The following is a 20,447-nucleotide window of genomic DNA, read 5'->3' as shown; positions in this document are numbered from 1 at the left end:
CAGATCGCCCCTCGCGCCGCGGTGCTGCGTGGGCTACATTCCTGCCATGGAGCCGTCAGCTGTCCGCGCCTGGTTCGATGAGGCCTCCGAGGCGACATTGTCCGTCATCGATGCGATTCCCGACGATGCCTGGTCCCGCCCCGGTCTGGGCGACTGGACCATCCACGAGCTCGCGGCGCACACCATCCGCGCCTGGACGATGGTCGTCAGGTATCTCCACGAGCCGGTGCAGGCCGATGACCCGCTCACCGCTGAGGAGTACTTCTGCCAGGCCATGTCAGCGCCGGGGGTTCACGAGGGAGTGCTGCAGCGCGGACGCGAGGAGGCGGCCGGGCTCACCGACCTGCCGGCGGCGGCGCACGAAGCGGCGGAGCTGGCGCGGGCCGAGCTGAGCGGCGCCTCGGGCGAGCGCCACGTGACCTCGCGGTTCGGGCCGCTGACCCTGGACGAGTACCTCAGGACCCGAGCCTTCGAGCTCACTGTCCATGGCATCGATCTCGCGCGTGCCGCGCAGCTGCCGGTTCCGCAGGGCCTCGTCAGCTGTGCCGGCCTGGCCGCGGAGCTCGCCGCCCGGGTCGCCGCCGCCCGCGGCACCGCGATCCCGCTGCTGCTTGCCGCGACGGGCCGTGAATCCCTGCCGCGGGGCTACAACGTGGTGGGGTAGCGAGGCACTGCCCGGCCGCCCGCGCGTTTCCGCCCGAGGCGCTGCTCGTTCTGGCGAGGGCGGCCTGCTACCGCCGGCGGATCTCGCCGAGATAGTGCCAGCCGCGGGTGATGGTCGCCGAGACGTCCTCCCCGTGCAGTCGCTGCAGCGGCAGGCGCTCGTGCGCGGGGCAGGCGAGGCGACCCAGGCCGAAGTAGAAGGCGAACACCGGCAGCACCGCCGCCAGCACCAGCGTGAGGTCGTGGATCGGCCCCAGGACCTCACCCAACATCGTTCCGTTCAACTGCGCATTCTCCAATCACTCAGTCTCATCACTTGTCGCAGAGTCGGCAGGACGGACATAGCGTGATCATAGGAAATTCGCTGCGAAATTTGATTGCCGATCCTTGCCGGAATCAGGACCGATAGGGCAATGTCTGCAGCATGGATACTCTCGATCGAGCAATCATCGAAATCCTGCAGCGGGACGGCCGGATCTCCAATCAGGATCTGGCCGCTCGGGTCGGTCTGACCCCGGCTCCGTGCCTGCGGCGGGTGCGCAGGCTGGAAGCCGAGGGGATCATCACCGGCTACCGGGCTGTGGTCGATCCCGCGGCAATGGGATTGCGGCTGGAGGTCATCATCCACGCCAACCTCGAGACAAACACGCTCGAGAACATCGAGGCGTTCGAGGCGCGCATCGCTGCGATGGACGAGGTGATCGAGTTCCGGAGGATGTACGGTCGGCCGGACTACATCATCCGGGTCCGAGTCCGCGACACCGAGGCCTACGAGTCGTGGCTGATGAATCAGCTGTACGCTGACGAGACGGTGTCGGGGGTCGACTCGCGGATCACGATGAAGCTGATCAAGCTGACGGAATGAGAACTGGCCGAGCGGAGGCAGGCATGCGTAGTTCACTTCCGCCCGCCCTCGCGTCGGTGCTCGACGTGCTCCGCTGCCCCAACTGCGCCCAGCGCCTCGAGGCCGTCGACCGCTCGCTGCGCTGCCCGGCCGGTCACAGCTTCGACGTCGCCCGGCAGGGATACGTCAGCCTGCTCTCCGGAAAGCGGCCCACCAGCGGAGACGACGCGGACATGGTCCGGGCGCGCGACCGCTTCCTCGCCACCGGCATCTATGCTCCGATCCGCGAGGCGCTGTGCGGCTTGAGCGGGTCGGTTGCGGTTGCGCGGCACGGCGAGGAGTCGCCGGACGAGGCGCCGGCCGCCCAGAATTCCGCGATGGCCCCCGCGACGGCCTCGGCGGACCCACTCACGGAGGTGCCGACCGCTGGATCGGCCGCCACCGCCTCGGCGACGATCGTCGACGTCGGCTGTGGCACCGGCTACTACCTCGCCGGCGTCCTCGACGCGGTCCCCGGCAGCCGCGGGCTGGGGCTGGACAGCTCGACCCGGGCACTGCGGCTCGCCGCTCGGGTGCACGAGCGGGCCGCCGCGGTGACGGTCGACGTCTTCCGGACGCTGCCGGTCGCGGACGAGGCGGCCGACGTCGTCCTCGACGTGTTCGCGCCGCGGAATCCCGAGGAGTTCCACCGGATCCTCCGCCCCGCCGGCCGCCTGATTGTGGTCCGGCCCGCCGAGAACCACCTCGGCGAACTGCGCAACCGCGTGCCGGGAATGGTCGGGATCGACCCGACCAAGGAGCAGCGGCTGCAACGGGCCCTCGATCCGTTCTTCGAGGTCGTCTCCGAGCAGCCGATCGAATACTCGCGGGAGTTGACGGCCGGCGATGCGCTCGACCTCATCGGGATGACGCCGAGCGCCCGTCATCTGGGTGGCGACTGGCGGAGTGAGGGCGGCCGGCCCGATGTGTCGGGTCCGGTGACCGTGTCCGTCATCGCGAGCGCCTACCGGCCGCGCCGGCGCTGACTGCCCGCCCCGCCCGGCGCTGACTGACCGCCCCCGCGCGGGCGCCGACCGGCCGCGCAGCCGTTGACTGCCGACTCGCGCACGGGCGCACAATGGTCTCCCCAGCACCGGAAGGACACGCCATGAATCCCGACAGCAGTCGGCGTCCAGAACCGGCAGAGAGGCACCGGCAGACCGCCGCGACCTTCACCGAGGTGGTCCGCGCCGTCCCGGACGAGAGGTGGGATTCTCCATCACCGGTCGCCGGCTGGACTGCGCGCGACGTCCTCCGACACCTGGTGGAGTGGTCGACGGGCTTCATCGAGTCGAGCTCGGAGGTCAGGCTGAACCGGGGGCCCGGCCTCGACGAGGATCCCGCGGGCGCCTGGGAGGCGCACCGGGACGCGATCCAGGCGATCCTCGACGACCCGGAGCAGGCGTCGGCGCCGGTGGCGAACGAACATCTCGGCGAGATGACCGTGGCCGAGGCGATCGACACGATCTACACCGACGACATCTTCATGCACACGTGGGATCTTGCGAAGGCGACCGGCCAGGACATCGCGCTCGACCCGCACCGGTGCGAGCAGATCGCGTCCGCCCCGCCGGAGGTGGAGGAGCTGATGCGGGTGAGCGGGCAGTTCGGCCCGCGGGTGCCGGTGTCCGACGACGCGTCCCCGCAGGATCGGATGGCCGCCTTCATCGGGAGGGACCCCGCCTGGCAGCCGTGACCGGCAGCAGGACGAGGACTGGCAGCCGGATCGGGCAGCAGGATGAGGACGGCGGAGCAGCACGATGAGTCCTGAGTCTCGCCTGACGGCCGCCGCCTTGACGAGTTCTGGCATCGGCTGGTTATGTGAGAGAGCACACACTGCAATGGGGCAGGGTGTGCGCCTCCCCTGATTCCCGGGCACGGCGCAGCCCGAGTGTGCGTGCCGCCCGGCCGTGCACTCCACCCAGGTTGAGCGGCGCCGTCGTCGCCGCTCAACACCGAGGAGATCCATGCCGTCACCGTCCGCTTCCCAGGCCGCACTGCCGCCCGTCCACCCGTTCCTGGGAATGGACGTGTGGAGCATGCTCTGCGCGAGCGCCGCCGGATCGCCGCAGAAGCCGCTGCTCACGTGGCAGCCCTTCGACGCCGAGTCCCGGACCTGGACGTACGAGGCCTTCGTCGCCGACGCCGAGGCGGTGGCCGCCGGGCTGCAGGAACGCGGCGTGGAGGCGGGCGACCGGGTGATCATCCACATGGAGAACTGTCCGGAGTTCCTCCTGGCATGGTTCGCCTGCGCTGCGATCCATGCAGTCGCCGTGACCACGAACTCCCGCTCATCGGCCGATGAGCTCGCCTACTTCATCGACAACAGCGGTGCTCGCGCAGCGATCACCCAGGAGCGCTTCGCCGACACCATGCGCGCCGCCGACTCCCAACGCGCTGACCAGCGCGCCGACCAGCGCACCCACCAGCACGCCGACCAGCGCGCCGACCAGCGCACCAACCAGCGGCGGCTCGAATGGATCAGCATCGTCAGTGCAACCGGGCCCGAGGCGTTCGAGGCGCTCCCGGCGCCCGGCCGGCGCCTCGAACGGCCGGCCGTCGACCCGGCCGCTCCGCTGAGCATCCAGTACACCTCGGGGACCACCTCCCGGCCCAAGGGAGTGCTGTGGACACAGGCCAACGGACTCTGGTCGGGGCGGGTGAACGCCCTGCACGAGGGCCTGCGCAGCGACGACGTGCACCTCGTCTACATGCCGCTCTTCCACACCAATGCGATGGGGTATTCGGTGCTGGCGAGCATCTGGGCCGGCGCCCGGTTCGTCCTGCTGCCCAAGTGGTCCACCAGCCGGTTCTGGGACATCTCCGTGGAGCACGGCTGCACCTGGGTGTCGCTCATGGGCCTGTCGACGCGGGCGGTCCTCGCCTCGACACCGCCGGCGAATCACTCCTACCGCGTGTTCGGCGGCGGAGCGACCAATCCGCTCCTCGAGGAGAAGTGCGGCGTCTCGACGATCGCGTGGTGGGGGATGACGGAGACGGTCAGCCACGGCACCATCTCCGACGGGAAGCCCACCGGTGTCCCCGGGGCGGCGTCCGGCTTCCCCGGCAACATGGGCCGGGTCGCGCCGGAGTACGAGATCGCCGTGCGCCGGGCCGACGGGACTCCCACCGCGCTGGGGGAGGCCGGTGAGCTGTTCATCCGCGGGATCCGCGGCATCTCGCTGTTCGCGGAGTACTGGAACAATCCGAAGGCCACCGCCGAGGCGTTCGACGACGACGGCTGGATGAGCACCGGTGACCTGGTCCGCACCAACGCCGACGGCACGCTGTCCTTCGTGGACCGGGCCAAGGACATGCTCCGGGTGGGGGCCGAGAACGTGGCCGCCTCGGAGATCGAGCGGGTCGTGCAGGAGGCGGTGGGCGCCTCGGAGATCGCGGTGGTCGGCAAGCCGGACGCCAGTCTTGAGGAGGTTCCGGTGGTCTTCGTCGTCGATGAGGACCCTGAGCCGGGAGCGGCCGAGCGGATCATCGAGGCCTGCCGCACGCGTCTCGCGGACTTCAAGGTGCCGCGGGAGGTCCACTTCGTGTCCGTGCTGCCGCGCTCGACGATCAGCAAGGTCCACAAGTTGGAGCTGCGCAACGCTCTGAAATCCGGCGAGGACCTCAAGGTGGCCGAGGAGCGATGGACGGTCGCGGCTGCCGCGGACCCGTCGGGCGACGCGAGTGCTGGGGCGCCGGCTGAGGCGGTCTGGACAGGGGCGGTCGGGTCGGGGGCGCCCTTCGGGGAACACGGGATCTGAAGCTACGTCCGGGGTGGCTCCTGCGGTATTCAGCTCGGTTCTGTGAGATAGTCGAAACAGTACATCCTGACTGTTTGAGTGATCGGCCGGTGATCACGGGTAGGTGCGGGCGCATTGGTGCGCGCGGGCGCCTCGGACCCGGCCGGCTGCTTGCCCATGACTCTCGAAAGATGACCGTGGAATCACCTCGCCGTACCGGACCGCGGATCGTCGCGCTCGCCCTCGCATTGTTCGTCATCGGCACGAACGCGTTCGTGCTCGCGGGGGTGCTGCCAGATATCGCTGTCTCGCTCGATGTGACGCCGACTACCGTCGGCTATGCGATCACCGTGTACGCCATCATCGTCGCCGTGCTGGCACCGGTGATCTCGGTGACGTGTGCACATCTCCGGCCCGAGCGGGTGATGGCCGCGGGCCTGCTGTTCTTCGCGCTCGGCACCGGGATATCGGCGGTGGCCCCCGGGTTCGGCGTCTTCGTGATCGGCCGCGCGATCGCGGCCGTGGGCGGCGCCTCGCTGGTCCCGCTGGCCACTGCGACCGCACCTCGCCTGGCTCGTCCGGGCAGGCAGGCGCGCGCGATGGCCGCAGTCGGCCTGGGCTTCACGCTGTCGATCGCGTTCGGCTCCCCACTCGGCACTGCCATGGCAGAGCTCACCGGCTGGCGATTGCCGATCGGCCTGCTGGCCCTCGCGGGCGCGGTGCTCGCGGTCGTCGTCGCGGTGCTGCTGCGTGGGGTCGACCGCGGCCCGGTGGTGTCGCTGGGGCAGCGCCTCGGTGTGCTCGGCGATTGGCCGATCGTTGCGATGCTCATCGTCTCCACGCTGATCATCCTGGCCTTCAACCTGGTCTACATCTTCAGCAGCGCCGTGACCGCGGGAGTGACCGGCGGCGACGGAACGGTGCTGGCCAGTCTGCTGCTCATCTTCGGAGTCTGCGGTGTCGCGGGCAACCTGATCGGGGGCTGGCTCACGGACGCGTTCGGGAACCGCCCGACGATGGTCGTGATGCTGTCCGTCGAGGCGCTCGCCTTCCTCCTGCTGCTGGCCACCCGCGACTCCTACCTCGGCACTGCGATCGCCTTCGCGCTGTGGGGCGTGTCCGGGATGGCGGCGACCGTTGCCGTTCAGCACCGGCTGGTCATGCTGCGGCCGCTGCTCTCCGGGATCACGCTGTCGTGGTACTCCACCGCGATGTACCTCGGAATCTCGCTGGCGCCCGTGGTCGGCGGCGTGGTCCTGGCGTGGGGCTGGCGGGGGATCGTGCTCGGCGGTGCGGCAGCGGCTCTGATCGCGATGGTGCTGAGCCTGCAGAAGCACCGGACGGGTGCGGGGTGAGCGGGCCGGACGGGTGCGGGGTGAGAGGGACAGCGCAGCGCAACGCCTCGGGAGGTTTCGCAGTTCTCAACTTTCGTTCCTACACTTGCTCCAGCTTGTTCAACTCATAGGAGCACCCGTTCGGCTCATGAGAGCACCCCGTCCGGCGAAGATGCTGCGGAGCTCGAAGACGCTGCGGAGCTCGGAGACGGCAGGAGAGGATCGACGATGATCTCTGCATTTTCTGCAGCTCGACCGCTTGCACCGGTGAGCGCGCCAGAGACGTCCGAGGCGCGCGCCGATCGCGGGTCGGAAGCAGGGGGTGCCGCCCTTCGGACTGATCGCGGGTCGGATCCAGGGATTGCCGTCCCTCGGACTGATCGCGGGGCGGAGGCAGGGGGTGCCGCCCTTCGGACTGATCGCGGGTCGGAGGCAGCGGCCCCGCGCCCGCCTCGACGCCCGCGACCCGGTGCAGCAGCAGGCGGTCCCGCGTGGCAGTCCGTCCTGACGTCGGCTCATCTGCGGAAGATCTTCACCGTGCTCGAGGCAGCTCAGGATGCCGCGAGCGGGCAGCAGCTCAAGGAGACGCTCACCGATTCCCTGGCCAGGGAGTTCGGAGTCCGCAACGTCACCTTCTTCTTCGGACAGTCCTACGCCGACATGTTCGCGGACCCCTCGCCGTTCCTCATCGGCATCTCCGATGCAACGCTCCGCGAGTACCAGCAGCAGTGGTTCGACAAGGACGTCTTCACCCTGCCCCGGGCTCGGCGGCTGCTGTCCCAGCACGGATTCGCCGCGCTCGACGATTTGGGCGAGTTGCCTGCCCCGCATCGCTCCTACGTCGAAGCTCTTCTGCAGCGAGGCGGGATCGGGCCGGGCTCGGCGCTCCACCTGCGGTTCGCCGACGGCGAGGCGATCGTGGGGATGTTCGACGAGCTCCGGACGTGGAGCACCGACGACGCCGTGGCGATGCGATTGCTGGCTCGGCATCTGCGGGCCGGCTGCCGGCACCTCGCAATCAGTGATGCCGACAGTGATGCCGACAATGCGGTCTCCGACGTCCGCGCTGCTCTGAGCCCGCGGCAGCGGGAGGTCGCCGAACTGGTCGGCGCCGGGCTGACCAACGCGGCGATCGCCGAACGCCTGAATATCACCGAGATGACGGTGAAGAAGTACGTCAGCCGAATCTTCGCGGCCACCGGCATGACCAACCGCTCCATGCTCGCGGCCGCGATGCAGCATCGCCGTCGGTGAATGCAGTGCCGACTTCGGCGTCGCAGCACCGCGGTCGTTGACTGCAGGTGCCGCCTTCCGTGAATGTCCTCTTTCGAGGACTATCGGACGTGGCCTCCTCCCCATACCGTGACATGCATCACTGGTATCGATCTGCAGGAGGTTGAGTCGCATGGCTCGCATCAAGTTCGGCACGTTCCTCGCTCCCGTCCACGAGCCCGGTCAGAATCCGACACTGCTCCTCCAGCGCGACCTCGAGCTCATCGAGCATCTGGACAGGCTCGGATTCGATGAGGCCTGGTTCGGGGAGCATCACTCGGCCGGCTCCGAGATCTATGCCTCCCCGGAGATCATGATCGCCGCTGCCGCCGAGCGGACTCAGCGGATCAAGCTCGGCACGGGCGTCACGTCGGTCAGCTACCACAATCCGCTGTGGGTGGCCGACCGGATGATCATGCTCGATCACCTGACCCGCGGCAGGGCGATGCTCGGCATGGGGCCGGGGTCGCTGCCCACGGATGCAGCCATGCTCGGGCTGACGCAGGTCGACACTCGTGAGCTGCTCGCGGAGAACGCCGACATCATCATGCGGCTGCTCCGCGGGGAGACGGTCACTGCGAAGACTCGCACCCACGAGCTGCACGAGGCGCGGCTGCAGATGGCGCCCTATTCGGATCCGCTGTTCGACGTGGCAGTGGCGGCCGTCGCCTCGCCGACCGGTGCCCGGATGGCCGGCAAACTCGGCATCGGCCTGCTGTCCATCGGAGCGACTCTCACAGCGGACGGCTTCGATGCTCTGGCGCACCACTGGGGCATTCTCAACGAGTTCGCCGAGCAGTCAGGGCGCGCGGATCAGGTCGACCGTTCGCAGTGGCGGCTGGTCGGGCCGTTCCACATCGCCGAGACTGTCGAGCAGGCGTACCAGGATGTCGAGCACGGCATCGAGTTCTGGTTCAAGTACTTCCAGAAGATTGCCGCGTTCCCCCAGCTCGACGTTCGGGGAAGCAACAAGACGGAGATGATCGACTTCATCAACTCGTCCGGTGTGGGCGTCATCGGCACCGCCGAGCAGGCGCGTGACCAGGTGCAGCGGCTCGTCGATCAGTCAGGCGGCTTCGGGACCCTGCTGATCCAGGGTCACGACTGGGCGAACCCGCAGGCGACGAAGCGGTCGTTCGAGCTCTTCGCGCAGGATGTGATGCCCTACTTCCAGGGGCAGGCGCAGCCGATGATCGAGGCGTCCGAGCGCGCCAGTGCGGTGCGAGACAAGAAGGCCGAGGAGCACATTGCGGCTGTCGGCCAGATGACGGAGAAGTACAACGCCGAAATGGGACGGGCCTGATCCCGAGGCGTGTTGCGGTTGATCGGCCAGCCGGGTAGGTCCAGTCCGATGAGACCAGCCCGCCCGGCTGGGCGGAGTTGACTGGTCCAGCACGGCCGGGGCGGTCGGTCTGGTTCGGCCGTTCACGTTCGTCGTCAGGCGACTGCGCCGCGCTCGATCTGTCCGGCCGGCGGCACTGGCGGATCGTCTCGCAACCGCAGGACAATTGTCAGGAGACGCGAATGCACCAGGAAGTGCAGAAGACGCGAAGTGCAGTAGACGGGTACCGAGAGGAGATCCGATGAGCGGCTACACCGATATCTCGCCGGAGCGCATGCGTGAGGTGATGGGGAGCTTCTGTTCCGGCATCACCATCATCACCGCCGACGCGGCCGAGGGGCCCGCTGGGTTCACCTGCCAATCCTTCACCTCCCTGTCGCTCGAGCCCCCGCTGGTGGCATTCAACCCTGCGCGAACCTCCAGCAGCTGGCCGAAGATCCGGCAGGTGGGGAGCTTCTGCGTGAACATCCTCGGTGCCGACCAGCAGCAGCTCGCGCGGACTTTCGCGAAGTCCGGGATCGACAAGTTCGCGGGCGTCGAGCACCGACCGTCCGAGTTCGGCAATCCGATCCTCGATGCTGCACTGGCGTGGATCGACTGCACCCTGTACGCCGAGTACGACGGTGGGGACCACACGATCGTCGTCGGAAAAGTGGAGGGCATGCACGCTCTGGAGGACGTCGATCCGCTGCTGTTCTTCCGGGGCGCCTACGCATCTCTGGAGAAGGCTCCCACCTCGGGTTCCTGAGGCAGGCCGGCCGTGGGCTGGCTGTGGGTCGGTGTCGTCAACCGGGGTGCGCCTCGGCGTCAAGACTGGGTGCCGGCCACGGTGCTGGTCCTCGCGCGAGGGTCTTCTCCAGATGGTCGAGAAAGGCCCCTGCGTCGATGCGCTTGATCAGCTCCGCGTTGGGTGCGCGTCCCCAGCGGCCGAGCCAGTCGGCAATCGTCTCGCCGCGCGTGAGCGACCCGTGGAGTTCGACGTCAACGGCAGCTCGGATGGTCCGGGACCAGGGGATGTCTCCGTGTTCCTCGAGGTTTCCCGGTTCCTCGGGGCTCTCGGGTTCCACGAGGTTTCCGTGTTCCAAGGAGCTCCCGGGTTCCTCGGGGTTTCCGGATTCCTCGGGGCTCAAGTGCTCCTCGGGGTCAGCTCCCTCGGGACCGGACTCAACGAGCCGATCCGCTCTTCGTGCCCATTCGACGGCGGCCGCCAAGACGAACGGGTCGTGGATGTGGGCGATATACCCGTGCCCATCGGACTCGTGGAACTCGAAGTAGAACCGCAGCGCCTCAGTCAGATGCTCGAGCCAGTGTTGCCAGCCGGCAGCCGCTCCCGAGGCGCCCCTCACCGTGCGCTCCAGACGATCAGGACTCAGCACGATGGACTCGGTCGCTTCGAGGGATCCGATCACCGGGAGCTGCTCTGCCTCCCCGAAGCTCTGGTACATGCGCGCGGCGGCTTCAGGGTCGAAGGTGGTGTTCCATTCGGTCGTCGGGTGGGTGTTGCCGCGATAGTTGAACGAGCCGCCCATGACGAAGAGTCTGCGCAACAGTCGTGGCAGTTCGGGCTCCAGGTCGAGGGCGAGTGCGAGATTCGTCGCGGGCCCCAGCAGTACGCCGACGAGGCGTCCGGGGTGGGCGTGGGCCGCCTCGACCCACGCTGTCGCTGCACCGACCGTGCTCAGAGCCGTGCGGTCGGCGAGGAGATTCGCGTACCCGGCGCCAGTCGGCCCATGGGTTTCCTCGGCGAACTCGGTCGCGCCCGCCAACGGCTGCTCGGCCCCTCGGTGGACCGGGATGTCAGTTCTGCCCGCGAGCGCGAGCCAGCTCAGCGCGTTGTCGAGCACCTGTGCAGTGGCGCCGTTGCCGCCGCTCGCAGCCACGCCCGTGATGTTCAGATCCTCTTGGCACAGGGCGTACCCGAGGGCGATGGCGTCATCGATTCCGGGGTCGCAGTCGATGAAGATGGGGATCATGAACCCAGTATGCTCGGGACTGCCGACCGTGGAGCCACCCGTGGGGGAGTTGAGGGCATTGCGCAACAACTCGAAGCGATCGGCGGATGGGCCTCCTCGGTCACCGGGAAATCCTCCCCGGTCACCGGTTGGGCCTCCTTCCGCGACTTCCTCAGTGCGTGAGGACGAATCGGCGACGAGAGCCGAGGTGGCTGCGGCCGAGGCGCTCGCCGCCCGTCTCGATCGACCGATGGGGTTCCTCGGAGTTCTGTTCCTGTTCGTTGTCCTCGGACAGCTGCTGGTGACGGAACCCGGCTGGAGTCGAATCCTCGCGATTACGGGGTGGATATCTTGGGCATTGTTCGTCGCAGAGTTCGTCTTGAGAGCCTATATTGCTCGGTTCGCGACAGCGTTTTGGCGTCGGAACTGGTGGCAGGTCATCTTTCTGCTCATTCCATTCCTCCGTTTCTTCCGAGGGCTGCAGGCGCTTCGTGCGCTCCGTGTTACCCGCCTTGCGCGAGTCGGGGGCATCGTCTCAGCAGGGGTGCGTGGTTCACGGTCAGCTGAGCGGCTGTTGTCCAGCCGCATCGGCTGGCTGGCGGCCGTGACCCTCGTCGTCATCCTGGCATCCAGTCAGCTTCTGTACGCCGTCGGCTCCTACACCGACTTCAGCACTGTGCTGCACGAAGCAGCTATGGCAACCATCACCGGAAGCGGAATCTCCGCCACTGATGCATTCTCCAAAGTCATGCAGGTAGTCCTCGCGGTGTACTCAGTCGCCGTGTTTGCCACGCTCGCTGGTTCACTCGGCGCCTACTACCTGCGCCCGAGCACGCGTCCGCTGGAAAGTGATCAGAATTCGTAGCTCAGCTGGTTCGCATTCTCGGGTCGACCACGAGATGCAGGGCCGACTCGAGGATTAGGGCAGACACGGGACCGCAAGACCTGACCTGGGCGCCTGGAGCCGGCGCGGGGCACAGGGCCCGTGCTGCGGCCCTGGGAAGTCAGAACTGCAGCCCTGAGAAGTCAGAGCTGCTTCCCTGGGAAGTCAGAACAGAGTCGGTGCCGCGTTTCGATCCTCGCGTGACCCAGCGCGCTGGGTCCGCAGCTCCAGCGCTTTCGCGTCTTCTGAATCATGCTGTGCTCGTGCGCGTGTCTGATTCGACCGGGAACGTGTGGGGTTGTACTCCTCGTCAGCCCGAGCGTTCAACCCGTGTTCTGCGACCAGTGGGTCGATCCGCCGCGCCAGCCACTGCCGATACGCGTTCGGAGCGTAAGCAGATCGCGCATACATTTCGCGGTACTTCGGAGCCAGGTGCGGATGCTCCCGGTCGATCCACTCCAGGTACCACTCGCGCGCGCCCGGCCGCAGATGCAGGGCGCCGTACACAACACGCGCCGCTCCAGCCCTTGCGATGCTGTCGAGCGCCGTCTCCAGGTGCTCGACAGAGTCGGTGAGGTAGGGCAGCACTGGCATGAGGAACACGGTGACCCGAAAACCCAGGTCAGCAGCCGCGCGCACCGTGGCAAGTCGTGCAGCCGTTGTCGGAGTGCCCGGTTCGACAGCCTGTTGAAGCGCTTCGTCATAGATCGCGATCGACATCGAGAGATCGACAGGCACCTCCTGGGCAGCCCGCGCGAGCAGCGGCAGGTCGCGTCGCAGCAGCGTTCCCTTGGTGAGGATGGAAAACGGCGTACGGTGCTCCACGAGCGCTGTGATGATCCCCGGCATGAGGCCGTACCTGCCCTCAGCCCTTTGGTACGGGTCGGTGTTGGTGCCCAATGCCACGTGCTCGCGGCCCCACTTGGGCTTGGCGAGCTGGGCTGCGAGAACCTCGGCGACGTTGACCTTGACCACCACCTGCCGGTCGAAGTCGGCTCCGGTGTCGAGGTCCAGGTAGCGATGGGTGTTACGGGCGAAACAGTAGACACAGGCGTGTGAGCATCCGCGGTAGGGATTCACCGTCCATCGGAACGGCATCGAGCTCGCCGGCGGTACCTTGTTCAAGGCGGACTTCGCCAATACCTCGTGGAAAGTCATGTCGGCGAATTCCGGTGTGCGCACAGTGCGCAGCAATCCCTTGACGCTGACTACACCCGGCGCGTCGAGGGTGCTCTGCTCGCTCCATCTCATCGCTCAATCCGCCTCGCTCCTGTTGGTGATTAATACCTGTATTCGAACACATGACCGAATATAGGTCAAGGCTCCTCTGGTCCTGAGATCCGGGTCGAAAGCGCGTTGTCGCACCGCGTCGAGGGGCAGAGCTAATGAACTGAAAGTGCAGAACCAGATAATTTCGAGGGAGCTGTTCTAATTCAGTTCTAATTAGGATAGAATGGAGGCACGAGCAGAGGAGCGTCGATGCAATCCCGTTTCTGTCCTTGTCAGCCGTTCGGTTGGAGTGGTCGTCGATGACGATGGTCACTCCGGAGAATGTGAAGCAGATACTGGCGGCGATGGTGGCGAAGGCAGAGCCGCCCAGCCGTCCGGAGCCAGCAGAGAAGTCTCGGGCCGAGGCGGCGAGCAACTCGCCGATTTCTGGTGCGCAGGTTCCAAAGGTGACCAGCGAGGAGTCGGAGGCGGGCTCGGACGGAGAGGCACCTGCCGCAGCACCGAACTCAGCGGATTTCCGTGGTCTGGTGGATCGAGCTGCGCGGGAGCATCTGGGCTCTGCCTGTCCGGCACTTCTGGGTCTCCTCGATTCCCTGTCAGTGGTGTCGGCCGAAGTCGGGGAAACCGTCGGTGCCTTCGCTGATGTCGAGGTGGTGGCGGTGTTAAGAGCCACTGAGGCGATTCGGCGGGTGACGGATTCGCTGTCAGTATCGCTGCTCGCCCGGTTCGAACGCAGTGGTCTGCCCGAAGGCTTCGGGGTGCGCAGTTCGAAGGCGCTGGTGATGCAGCAGTTGAAGGTGTCTTCGGCCGAGGCGGCTCGACGCGTGGCTATGGCCCGCCGGTTGGGCGAGAGGGTGGCGCTGACCGGCGAGGCCCAGGCCCCGGAGTTTCCGCTGATCGCGTCGAAGGTGCACGAGGGCGATCTGAACACCGACCAGGTTCAGGCGATGCTGTCGACGTTCAATCGACTGCCCCCTGCCGTGCGGGCACGCCACTGGGAAGGCGCTGAAGCGCTGCTTGTCGAGCAGGCGGATCGGTTATCGGTGAAGGAGCTCGGACTGGTCGGTCGCCGGATCGTCGACCATCTGGATCCGGATGGGGCCTGCCCCCGCGATGTGCCGGATCGGGAGAGCTATTCATTGACGTTGACGGCATTGGAGTCCGGCGACTACCGGGTGCGGGGCCTCCTCGACGCGATGACCGGCACGACGCTGCTGTCGCTGATCGAGGATCGCGTGAAGAGCACACGCTCGACCGGTGGTGGCACTGCGAAGAGCGCGGAGAGTCGTGTAAGCCCCCGGGAATCGAACAGCGGCGGTGACACCGGAGACTCTCACTCAACGGTTGACGGTGCGGCCGGCGCAACGTTTGGTGGTGCGGTCGGCGGTACGTTCGGTGGTGCCGGCGCCAGGGCCACCGCCGAATCGGATCCCGGTAACCGTCTCGGCTCTGGTGAGGAGGTGCTGAACCGGGAGGACCCACCGGACCCGTTCGACGCACCGCCGAACGGCATCGGGGTGACCGCAACAGGCGAACCTTCAGGGGTGTCGTCGCTCTTCGTGCTGGACCAGCGGAGCACTCGACTGGAGCGGTACGACGCGTTTGCGGCGCTGGTGAAGGACGCCGGAGTGCATCGGAACTCACACGGCCCGGCCTATGCCTTGGTCATCTCGGCGACGGCGGAACAAGTTGCGCGTGGAACAGGCACGGCCACAACTCAGTATCGGGCTCCGGTACGGGTGGAGGAGGCGATTGCCCATCTGTGCGCCGCGAAGGTCTATCTGCAGACCTGGGATGACGAGCGGGGCACGGTGGCGCTGCGGACCGAGAATCGCTTCGCGAACAAACATCAATTGACGGCGCTTGCGGCCCGCGATCAGGGATGCACGTTCCCGGATTGCGAGGTGCCGCCGGTGTACTGCGAGGCTCATCATATGGTGCCCTACAGCCGAGGTGGGCCCACCGACATCAACTCGATGACCTTGCTGTGCGGATTTCACCACGGGTGGCACGACCGAAACGGGTGGCAGGTGGTGCTGCTCGGCGGGCTGCCCGGGTGGATTCCCCCGAGCCGCGTGGACCCGGCGCAGGAGCCGATATTCCATGCGAAGTTCCGCAGCCGGATCGGCCCGGCAATGCCCGAGTACCTGGACAGCGTGAGCGACCACGTTCAGAACCAGTTGTCGTTAGTGAGGCAGCCGCCGCCACCGACTCGACAGCGGCCCGATGTGCCCCCGTTCTGATCCACGATGAGGGAGCGACTCCTCATTCGGCGGACCGTGATGCACGGTCGCGTCTACTCGTCCGACAGTCACCTGGTCCGACGGCCACCTGTGTGCGACGGCAGCGTGTCCGACGGTCACCTTTGGGGGCGCCTGATGACCCGGAGTAAACCGTGTCCCGAAGGAACCACAGCCCTGAAGGGAACCACAGCCCTGCCTGGGAGACCTCGCAGAGGTGCTGGCGCCTCGGGAACGGTGGTGGCCCCTGCGTTTCTGTTTTCGTAGGGTGGAGGCTGTCGACGTGAAGGAGCCTTGTCATGAACAGCTGGTCCGTTCAGCTGAAGGATCGGGCGCATCGCCTGTGGAGACGCCGCATCACCCAGCTGTGGGCCTCGTTCGTCGCCGTCTCGATGCTGCTGGGATTCGTCGTCGCCGGTCTCGGCGTTCCGTTCGTCGGCACCTCGGTCGCGGCGGCCGAGGCCGGGATCGATGTCTTCGAGGCGCTGCCCGAGTCGTTGGAGGAGCGGCCCCTGGCCCAGCCTTCCCGAATCGAGGATCGCAACGGTGAGCTCATCGCGGAGTTCTACTGGCAGAACCGCGAGGAAGTGCCGCTGGATCAGGTCTCCGACCACATGCGGGACGCCACACTAGCGGTTGAGGACCACCGGTTCTACGAGCACGGCGGTGTTGATCTGCAAGGCGTAGCACGAGCTGTCGCCACCAATGTCCTCACCGACCAGCAGGAGGGCGGCTCCACCCTCACACAGCAGTACGTGAAGAACGTCCTCATCCAGAACAACCACGCCGACGGAGACACAGACGGAGTCGAGGAGGCGCAGGAGCGAAGTGGTGCCGCCGGATATGCCCGCAAGCTGCGGGAGATGAAACTCGCTGCTGCCGTGGAGAACAAGTACTCGAAAGACGAGATTCTCGCCCGCTACCTCAACATCAACTCCTATTCGGGCTCTCCGAACGCCTACGGGGTCGAGGCGGCAGCGCAGCAGTTCTGGAGCATCCCCTCCGCCGAACTCGACATCGCGCAGGCCGCCACGCTTGCTGGGATCGTGCGCAATCCATCGCTCTACAACCCGCAGATCAACCCGGAAGAGACGCTGGAACGGCGCAACGTCGTTCTCGGTCAGATGCTCACCTACGGGTTCATCACCCAGGAGGAGCACGACGAGGCAGTCGAACAGGATCTCGGACTGGAAGAATCGGAGCGGCCCAACGGCTGTGCCGCGGCGGGGGACGCCGCCTACTTCTGCGACTACGTCCAGCACGCCGTCATGCATTCGGCTGCATTCGGGGATGACCCGGAGGCGCGCGTCGAGCTGCTCAAGCGGGGCGGCTTGACGATCCGCACCTCGCTCGACGCGCAGCTGCAGGAGCAGGCGGTCGATGCGGTTCACAAGCGGGTGCCCGTCGGTGATCCCTCGGGTGCCGGCCATTCCCTGGTCTCGATGGAGGCCGAAACCGGGGAGATCCTCGCGATGGCCCAGAACACTGAGTACGACCCGGCAGGTGAGGAGGGGGACGGCTCGACGGTTCTCAACTACTCGGTGGACGAGGCCTACGGCGGCGGTGGCGGATATCAGCCCGGCTCCACCTGGAAGCCGTTCGTCCTCGCCGAGTGGCTGGACTCGGGCCGCGAACTCACCGATACCGTGAACGGCACCGGTGAGAGCTACACCGGATTCTCCAATTCTTGTGAGCCGGGCGATTACGCGGGTGAGGGATACGCTCCCGCCAACGCCGGGGACTCCGACGGTGCCAGCAGCAGCATGCCGGTGCTGGAGGCGACCAAGCAGTCCGTCAATCGGGCCTACGCCGACATGGCCTCTCAGCTCGACATGTGCGATATCCGCGACACCGCGAGCGCGTTGGGTGTGCGGACCGGAAGCGGTGACGCCCTCGAGGAGGTCACGATGGAGGACGACTCGCAGCAGGTGCTCTATCCGTCGTCGATCCTCGGCACCGTCTCGGTCTCCCCGCTCACCATGGCATCGGCGTTCACCGCGTTCGCGAACGGCGGCAGTCGGTGTGAGCCCCGGCCCATCCTCGAGGCGAAGCGGGCAGATGGGGAGCCGCTGCCGATCGAGGATTCCGCGTGTGAGGACGCCCTCGACCCGGCGGTCGCTGACGGGATCGCATATGCGATGTCACAGACTTTCGAAGGGGGCACGACGGAAGGCCTCGACATCGGAGTACCGGCCGCGGCCAAGACCGGCACGACGAACTTCGAGGTCGGCTCGACCTGGCTCGTCGGCTTCACCAGCGGAATCTCGACGGCGGTGTGGACCGGTGATCCCGACGGAGCCAGGGACTGGCGGGCCAATTCTGAGGGGAAGATGCCGCGTGAGGTGTTCGGCGCCACCGTGTCCGGTCCCACCTGGCAGGAGTACATGCGCGAAGCAGCCCCGACGCGGGAAGCTCGTGAATTCGCACAACCCTGAGCGGGAGGTTGCCGAGGCACAGGCGCGGCAGCGAGAGAACCGGCGTGTGTGGCAATCCGGTTCGGCGGCCGAACTGTGACCAAGAACTGTGGTCAGGGCCGGGGGTGCTCTCGTACTGTAGAGGGCATCCCGTGAGGAGCCCCTTCCCATGAGCAACCGCAAAGCGCAGCTGGAGAACCGCCGGATCACTCACCGCTGGGCCTCGTTCTTCAGCATGTCCGTGCTGTTGGGTCTCGTGATTGCGGGCATGGGCCTGCCGTTCGTCGGCGTCTCCGCGGCGGCTGCCCAGTTCGGGAAGGACGTGGTGGGAGCGCTGCCGGACTTTCTGGAGGAGCGGCCTCTCGCCGAACCGTCGCGCATCGAGGACCGCAACGGCGAGCTGCTCACCGAGTTCTATTGGCAGAACCGTGAGGAAGTGCCGCTGGACAAGGTCTCCGAGCACATGCAGGACGCGACCTTGGCCGTCGAGGACCATCGGTTCTATGAGCACGACGGAGTGGACCTGCAGGGAATCGCACGTGCGATCGTGACCAATGTGCTCAGCGACGACCAGGAGGGCGGCTCCACCCTCACCCAGCAGTACGTGAAGAACGTCCTGATCCAGAACAGCCACGCAGAGGGCGACGAGGAAGGCGTCGAGGAGGCGCAGGAGCGCAGCGGTGGTGCCGGGTACGCCCGCAAACTGCGGGAGATGAAGCTCGCCGCCGCCATCGAGAACAAGTACTCGAAGGATGAGATCCTCGCTCGCTATCTCAATATCAACTCGTACTCGGGCTCCCCGAACGCCTACGGGGTCGAGGCGGCAGCGCAGCAGTTCTGGAGCATCCCCTCCGCCGAACTCGACATCGCGCAGGCAGCGACCCTGGCCGGTATCGTCCGCAATCCCTCGGTCTACAACCCGCAGTCCAACCCGGAGGAGACCCTGGAGCGGCGCAACGTGGTGCTGGGGCAGATGCTCTCCTACGGTTTCATCACGCAGGCTGAGCACGATGAGGCAGTCGAGCAGGACCTCGCGCTCGAGGTCTCGGAGCGGCCCAACGGCTGTGCCGCGGCCGGGGACGCTGCCTACTTCTGCGACTACGTCCAGCACGTGGTCCTGCATTCTCCCGAGTTCGGCAAGACCGCCGAGGAGCGGGCAGAGCTGCTCACGCGCGGCGGGTTGGTCATTCGCACTTCGCTCGATTCCCAGCTGCAGGAGAAGGCTGTGGACGCCGTCCATGAGCAGGTTCCTGTCGGGGATCCCTCTGGGGCCGGACACGCCCTGGTCTCGATGGCAACTGACACGGGCGAGATCCTCGCGATGGCTCAGAACACTGAGTACGACCCCGCTGGTGAGGAGGGAGATGGGTCGACTGTCGTCAACTTCTCGGTCGACGAGGCCTACGGGGGTGGCACCGGCTACCAGCCCGGCTCCACGTGGAAGCCCTTCGTGCTGGCAGAATGGCTCGACTCCGGCCGCAGTCTCGACGACAAGGTCGATGGCACTGCCGACAACTACACCGGATTCACTGCTTCGTGCGATTCCGGAGACTACGCCGGAAAGGGTTATGCCCCTGCCAACGCGGGCGACTCCGACGAAGTCAGCGACCAAATGACGGTGCTCGACGCGACCAAGCAGTCGGTCAACAAGGCCTACGCCGACATGGCCTCTCAACTCGACATGTGCGACATCCGCGACACTGCCAGTGCGCTCGGTGTCACGACGGGCGCGGGTGAGGCCCTGGACGAGGTGGAGACGGACGACGGAACCCAGCAGCTGCTCTACCCGTCGTCGGTCCTGGGCACCGTCTCGGTCTCCCCGCTGACCATGGCGTCGGCCTTCACCGCGTTCGCGGGCAGCGGCACCCGATGCCCTCCTCGGTCCGTCCTCGAGGTGACCGACTCGGCGGGCGGTCAGCTTCCGATCAACGAGCCCGAGTGCGAGGACGCGCTGGATCCGAAGGTCGCTGCCGGAGTGGCGTACGCGCTGTCGCAGACCTTCGAGGGCGGCACCACAGACGGCCTCGACATCGGAAAGCCGGCGGCGGCCAAGACCGGCACGACGAATTTCGAAGTCGGCTCGACCTGGCTTGTCGGCTTCACCAGTGGTATTTCAACGGCGGTGTGGACCGGAGATCCCCGCGGTGCCAGGGATTGGCGGGAGAACTCCGATGGGAAGATGCCCCGCGAGGTTTTCGGTGCCACCGTGTCGGGTCCCACCTGGCAGCAGTTCATGCGCGAGGCGGCCCCGACGCGTGACGCCGAGGAGTTCGCGAAACCGTGACGAGCCGCGTAGCTGTCCGAATACTGTGCCCTTGGGCCCGAGCCCTAGCCAGAGCCGGAACCGGAATCGGAGCTTGAGCCGGAACCGGAATCGAGGAACCGGAGCCGGAACCGGAGCCGAGGCGCCGGAGCCGAGTCGCTGGCCGCCACCGCCATCAGCAGCGGCCACCAAAGACATCAGCAGCAGCGGCCGCCCCCCGGTTTCGTCCGA

Annotated in this window: 16 protein-coding genes; 13 read left to right on the top strand and 3 right to left on the bottom strand. The window is 66.9% G+C overall.

All coding sequences use genetic code 11. The annotated features are described in order from the left end of the window. The first annotated feature begins 46 nt into the window (after nucleotides 1-46). The gene (locus tag LXN01_RS06615) at nucleotides 47-664 is read left to right on the top strand and encodes a maleylpyruvate isomerase N-terminal domain-containing protein (RefSeq protein WP_236863821.1); all 618 of its coding nucleotides are present in this window, start codon (nucleotides 47-49) and stop codon (nucleotides 662-664) included. Between the two features lie 67 nt (nucleotides 665-731). Here LXN01_RS06615 and LXN01_RS06610 read toward each other — a convergent pair whose 3' ends face one another. Beyond that, nucleotides 732-947: a hypothetical protein gene (locus tag LXN01_RS06610; RefSeq protein ID WP_236863820.1), complete on the bottom strand. Its 216-nt coding sequence runs from the start codon at nucleotides 945-947 to the stop codon at nucleotides 732-734. 140 nt (nucleotides 948-1,087) lie between these two features. Between LXN01_RS06610 and LXN01_RS06605 the strand changes: the two genes are divergently transcribed. From LXN01_RS06605 to LXN01_RS06570, 8 genes are all read left to right on the top strand, one after another. Then, nucleotides 1,088-1,528, top strand: a complete 441-nt coding sequence (locus tag LXN01_RS06605) for an Lrp/AsnC family transcriptional regulator (protein WP_236863819.1) — start codon at nucleotides 1,088-1,090, stop codon at nucleotides 1,526-1,528. 23 nt (nucleotides 1,529-1,551) lie between these two features. Then, entirely contained in the window at nucleotides 1,552-2,532 is a 981-nt protein-coding gene (locus tag LXN01_RS06600) for a putative RNA methyltransferase (RefSeq protein ID WP_236863818.1), read from the top strand. Nucleotides 2,533-2,654: 122 nt separating this feature from the next. Continuing rightward, nucleotides 2,655-3,242 (top strand): TIGR03086 family metal-binding protein, encoded by a 588-nt coding sequence (locus LXN01_RS06595; protein WP_236863817.1) that lies wholly within the window; start codon nucleotides 2,655-2,657, stop codon nucleotides 3,240-3,242. A gap of 271 nt (nucleotides 3,243-3,513) precedes the next feature. Then, nucleotides 3,514-5,307 (top strand): AMP-binding protein, encoded by a 1,794-nt coding sequence (locus LXN01_RS06590; protein WP_236863816.1) that lies wholly within the window; start codon nucleotides 3,514-3,516, stop codon nucleotides 5,305-5,307. A gap of 170 nt (nucleotides 5,308-5,477) precedes the next feature. Beyond that, the gene (locus LXN01_RS06585; protein WP_236863815.1) at nucleotides 5,478-6,641 is read left to right on the top strand and encodes an MFS transporter; all 1,164 of its coding nucleotides are present in this window, start codon (nucleotides 5,478-5,480) and stop codon (nucleotides 6,639-6,641) included. Between the two features lie 516 nt (nucleotides 6,642-7,157). Then, a complete protein-coding gene (locus LXN01_RS06580) occupies nucleotides 7,158-7,874 on the top strand; it encodes a response regulator transcription factor (RefSeq protein WP_236863813.1) in 717 nt (238 codons plus the stop codon). A 151-nt stretch (nucleotides 7,875-8,025) separates the two neighbouring features. Next, nucleotides 8,026-9,195, top strand: a complete 1,170-nt coding sequence (locus LXN01_RS06575; protein ID WP_236863812.1) for an LLM class flavin-dependent oxidoreductase — start codon at nucleotides 8,026-8,028, stop codon at nucleotides 9,193-9,195. A gap of 280 nt (nucleotides 9,196-9,475) precedes the next feature. Then, nucleotides 9,476-9,982, top strand: a complete 507-nt coding sequence (locus tag LXN01_RS06570) for a flavin reductase family protein (RefSeq protein ID WP_236863811.1) — start codon at nucleotides 9,476-9,478, stop codon at nucleotides 9,980-9,982. Between the two features lie 37 nt (nucleotides 9,983-10,019). Here LXN01_RS06570 and LXN01_RS06565 read toward each other — a convergent pair whose 3' ends face one another. Then, nucleotides 10,020-11,207: a nucleoside hydrolase gene (locus LXN01_RS06565; protein WP_236863810.1), complete on the bottom strand. Its 1,188-nt coding sequence runs from the start codon at nucleotides 11,205-11,207 to the stop codon at nucleotides 10,020-10,022. A 154-nt stretch (nucleotides 11,208-11,361) separates the two neighbouring features. On the opposite strand from LXN01_RS06565, the gene LXN01_RS06560 reads away from it, so the two are divergent. Continuing rightward, nucleotides 11,362-12,051, top strand: coding sequence for a hypothetical protein (locus LXN01_RS06560; protein WP_236863809.1), 690 nt, complete (start codon nucleotides 11,362-11,364; stop codon nucleotides 12,049-12,051). A 183-nt stretch (nucleotides 12,052-12,234) separates the two neighbouring features. Here LXN01_RS06560 and LXN01_RS06555 read toward each other — a convergent pair whose 3' ends face one another. After that, entirely contained in the window at nucleotides 12,235-13,320 is a 1,086-nt protein-coding gene (locus tag LXN01_RS06555; protein WP_236863808.1) for an Rv2578c family radical SAM protein, read from the bottom strand. Between the two features lie 278 nt (nucleotides 13,321-13,598). On the opposite strand from LXN01_RS06555, the gene LXN01_RS06550 reads away from it, so the two are divergent. The 3 genes from LXN01_RS06550 (at nucleotide 13,599) to LXN01_RS06540 (ending at nucleotide 20,237) form a co-directional block, all read left to right on the top strand. Beyond that, on the top strand, nucleotides 13,599-15,542 hold the full coding sequence (locus tag LXN01_RS06550) for an HNH endonuclease signature motif containing protein (protein ID WP_236863807.1): 1,944 nt from the start codon (nucleotides 13,599-13,601) through the stop codon (nucleotides 15,540-15,542). Between the two features lie 296 nt (nucleotides 15,543-15,838). Beyond that, the gene (locus tag LXN01_RS06545) at nucleotides 15,839-17,974 is read left to right on the top strand and encodes a transglycosylase domain-containing protein (protein WP_236863806.1); all 2,136 of its coding nucleotides are present in this window, start codon (nucleotides 15,839-15,841) and stop codon (nucleotides 17,972-17,974) included. Between the two features lie 148 nt (nucleotides 17,975-18,122). Beyond that, a complete protein-coding gene (locus tag LXN01_RS06540) occupies nucleotides 18,123-20,237 on the top strand; it encodes a transglycosylase domain-containing protein (RefSeq protein ID WP_236863805.1) in 2,115 nt (704 codons plus the stop codon). The last annotated feature ends 210 nt before the right edge of the window (nucleotides 20,238-20,447 follow it).

The sequence above is a fragment of the Brevibacterium daeguense genome, assembly GCF_021729135.1.
Taxonomy (GTDB): domain Bacteria; phylum Actinomycetota; class Actinomycetes; order Actinomycetales; family Brevibacteriaceae; genus Brevibacterium; species Brevibacterium daeguense.
Note: the sequence above shows the minus strand (reverse complement) of the source record. Positions and strands in the feature narration are given on the sequence as shown.

Bases quoted from the DNA above. Each gene is read 5' to 3' on its own strand.
- LXN01_RS06585 (WP_236863815.1), top strand. From the start codon at position 5,478: ATGACCGTGGAATCACCTCGCCGTACCGGACCGCGGATCGTCGCGCTC.
- LXN01_RS06575 (WP_236863812.1), top strand. From the start codon at position 8,026: ATGGCTCGCATCAAGTTCGGCACGTTCCTCGCTCCCGTCCACGAGCCC.
- LXN01_RS06590 (WP_236863816.1), top strand. From the start codon at position 3,514: ATGCCGTCACCGTCCGCTTCCCAGGCCGCACTGCCGCCCGTCCACCCG.
- LXN01_RS06540 (WP_236863805.1), top strand. From the start codon at position 18,123: ATGAGCAACCGCAAAGCGCAGCTGGAGAACCGCCGGATCACTCACCGC.
- LXN01_RS06565 (WP_236863810.1), bottom strand. From the start codon at position 11,207: ATGATCCCCATCTTCATCGACTGCGACCCCGGAATCGATGACGCCATC.
- LXN01_RS06550 (WP_236863807.1), top strand. From the start codon at position 13,599: ATGACGATGGTCACTCCGGAGAATGTGAAGCAGATACTGGCGGCGATG.
- LXN01_RS06595 (WP_236863817.1), top strand. From the start codon at position 2,655: ATGAATCCCGACAGCAGTCGGCGTCCAGAACCGGCAGAGAGGCACCGG.
- LXN01_RS06615 (WP_236863821.1), top strand. From the start codon at position 47: ATGGAGCCGTCAGCTGTCCGCGCCTGGTTCGATGAGGCCTCCGAGGCG.
- LXN01_RS06555 (WP_236863808.1), bottom strand. From the start codon at position 13,320: ATGAGATGGAGCGAGCAGAGCACCCTCGACGCGCCGGGTGTAGTCAGC.
- LXN01_RS06605 (WP_236863819.1), top strand. From the start codon at position 1,088: ATGGATACTCTCGATCGAGCAATCATCGAAATCCTGCAGCGGGACGGC.
- LXN01_RS06570 (WP_236863811.1), top strand. From the start codon at position 9,476: ATGAGCGGCTACACCGATATCTCGCCGGAGCGCATGCGTGAGGTGATG.
- LXN01_RS06545 (WP_236863806.1), top strand. From the start codon at position 15,839: ATGAACAGCTGGTCCGTTCAGCTGAAGGATCGGGCGCATCGCCTGTGG.
- LXN01_RS06600 (WP_236863818.1), top strand. From the start codon at position 1,552: ATGCGTAGTTCACTTCCGCCCGCCCTCGCGTCGGTGCTCGACGTGCTC.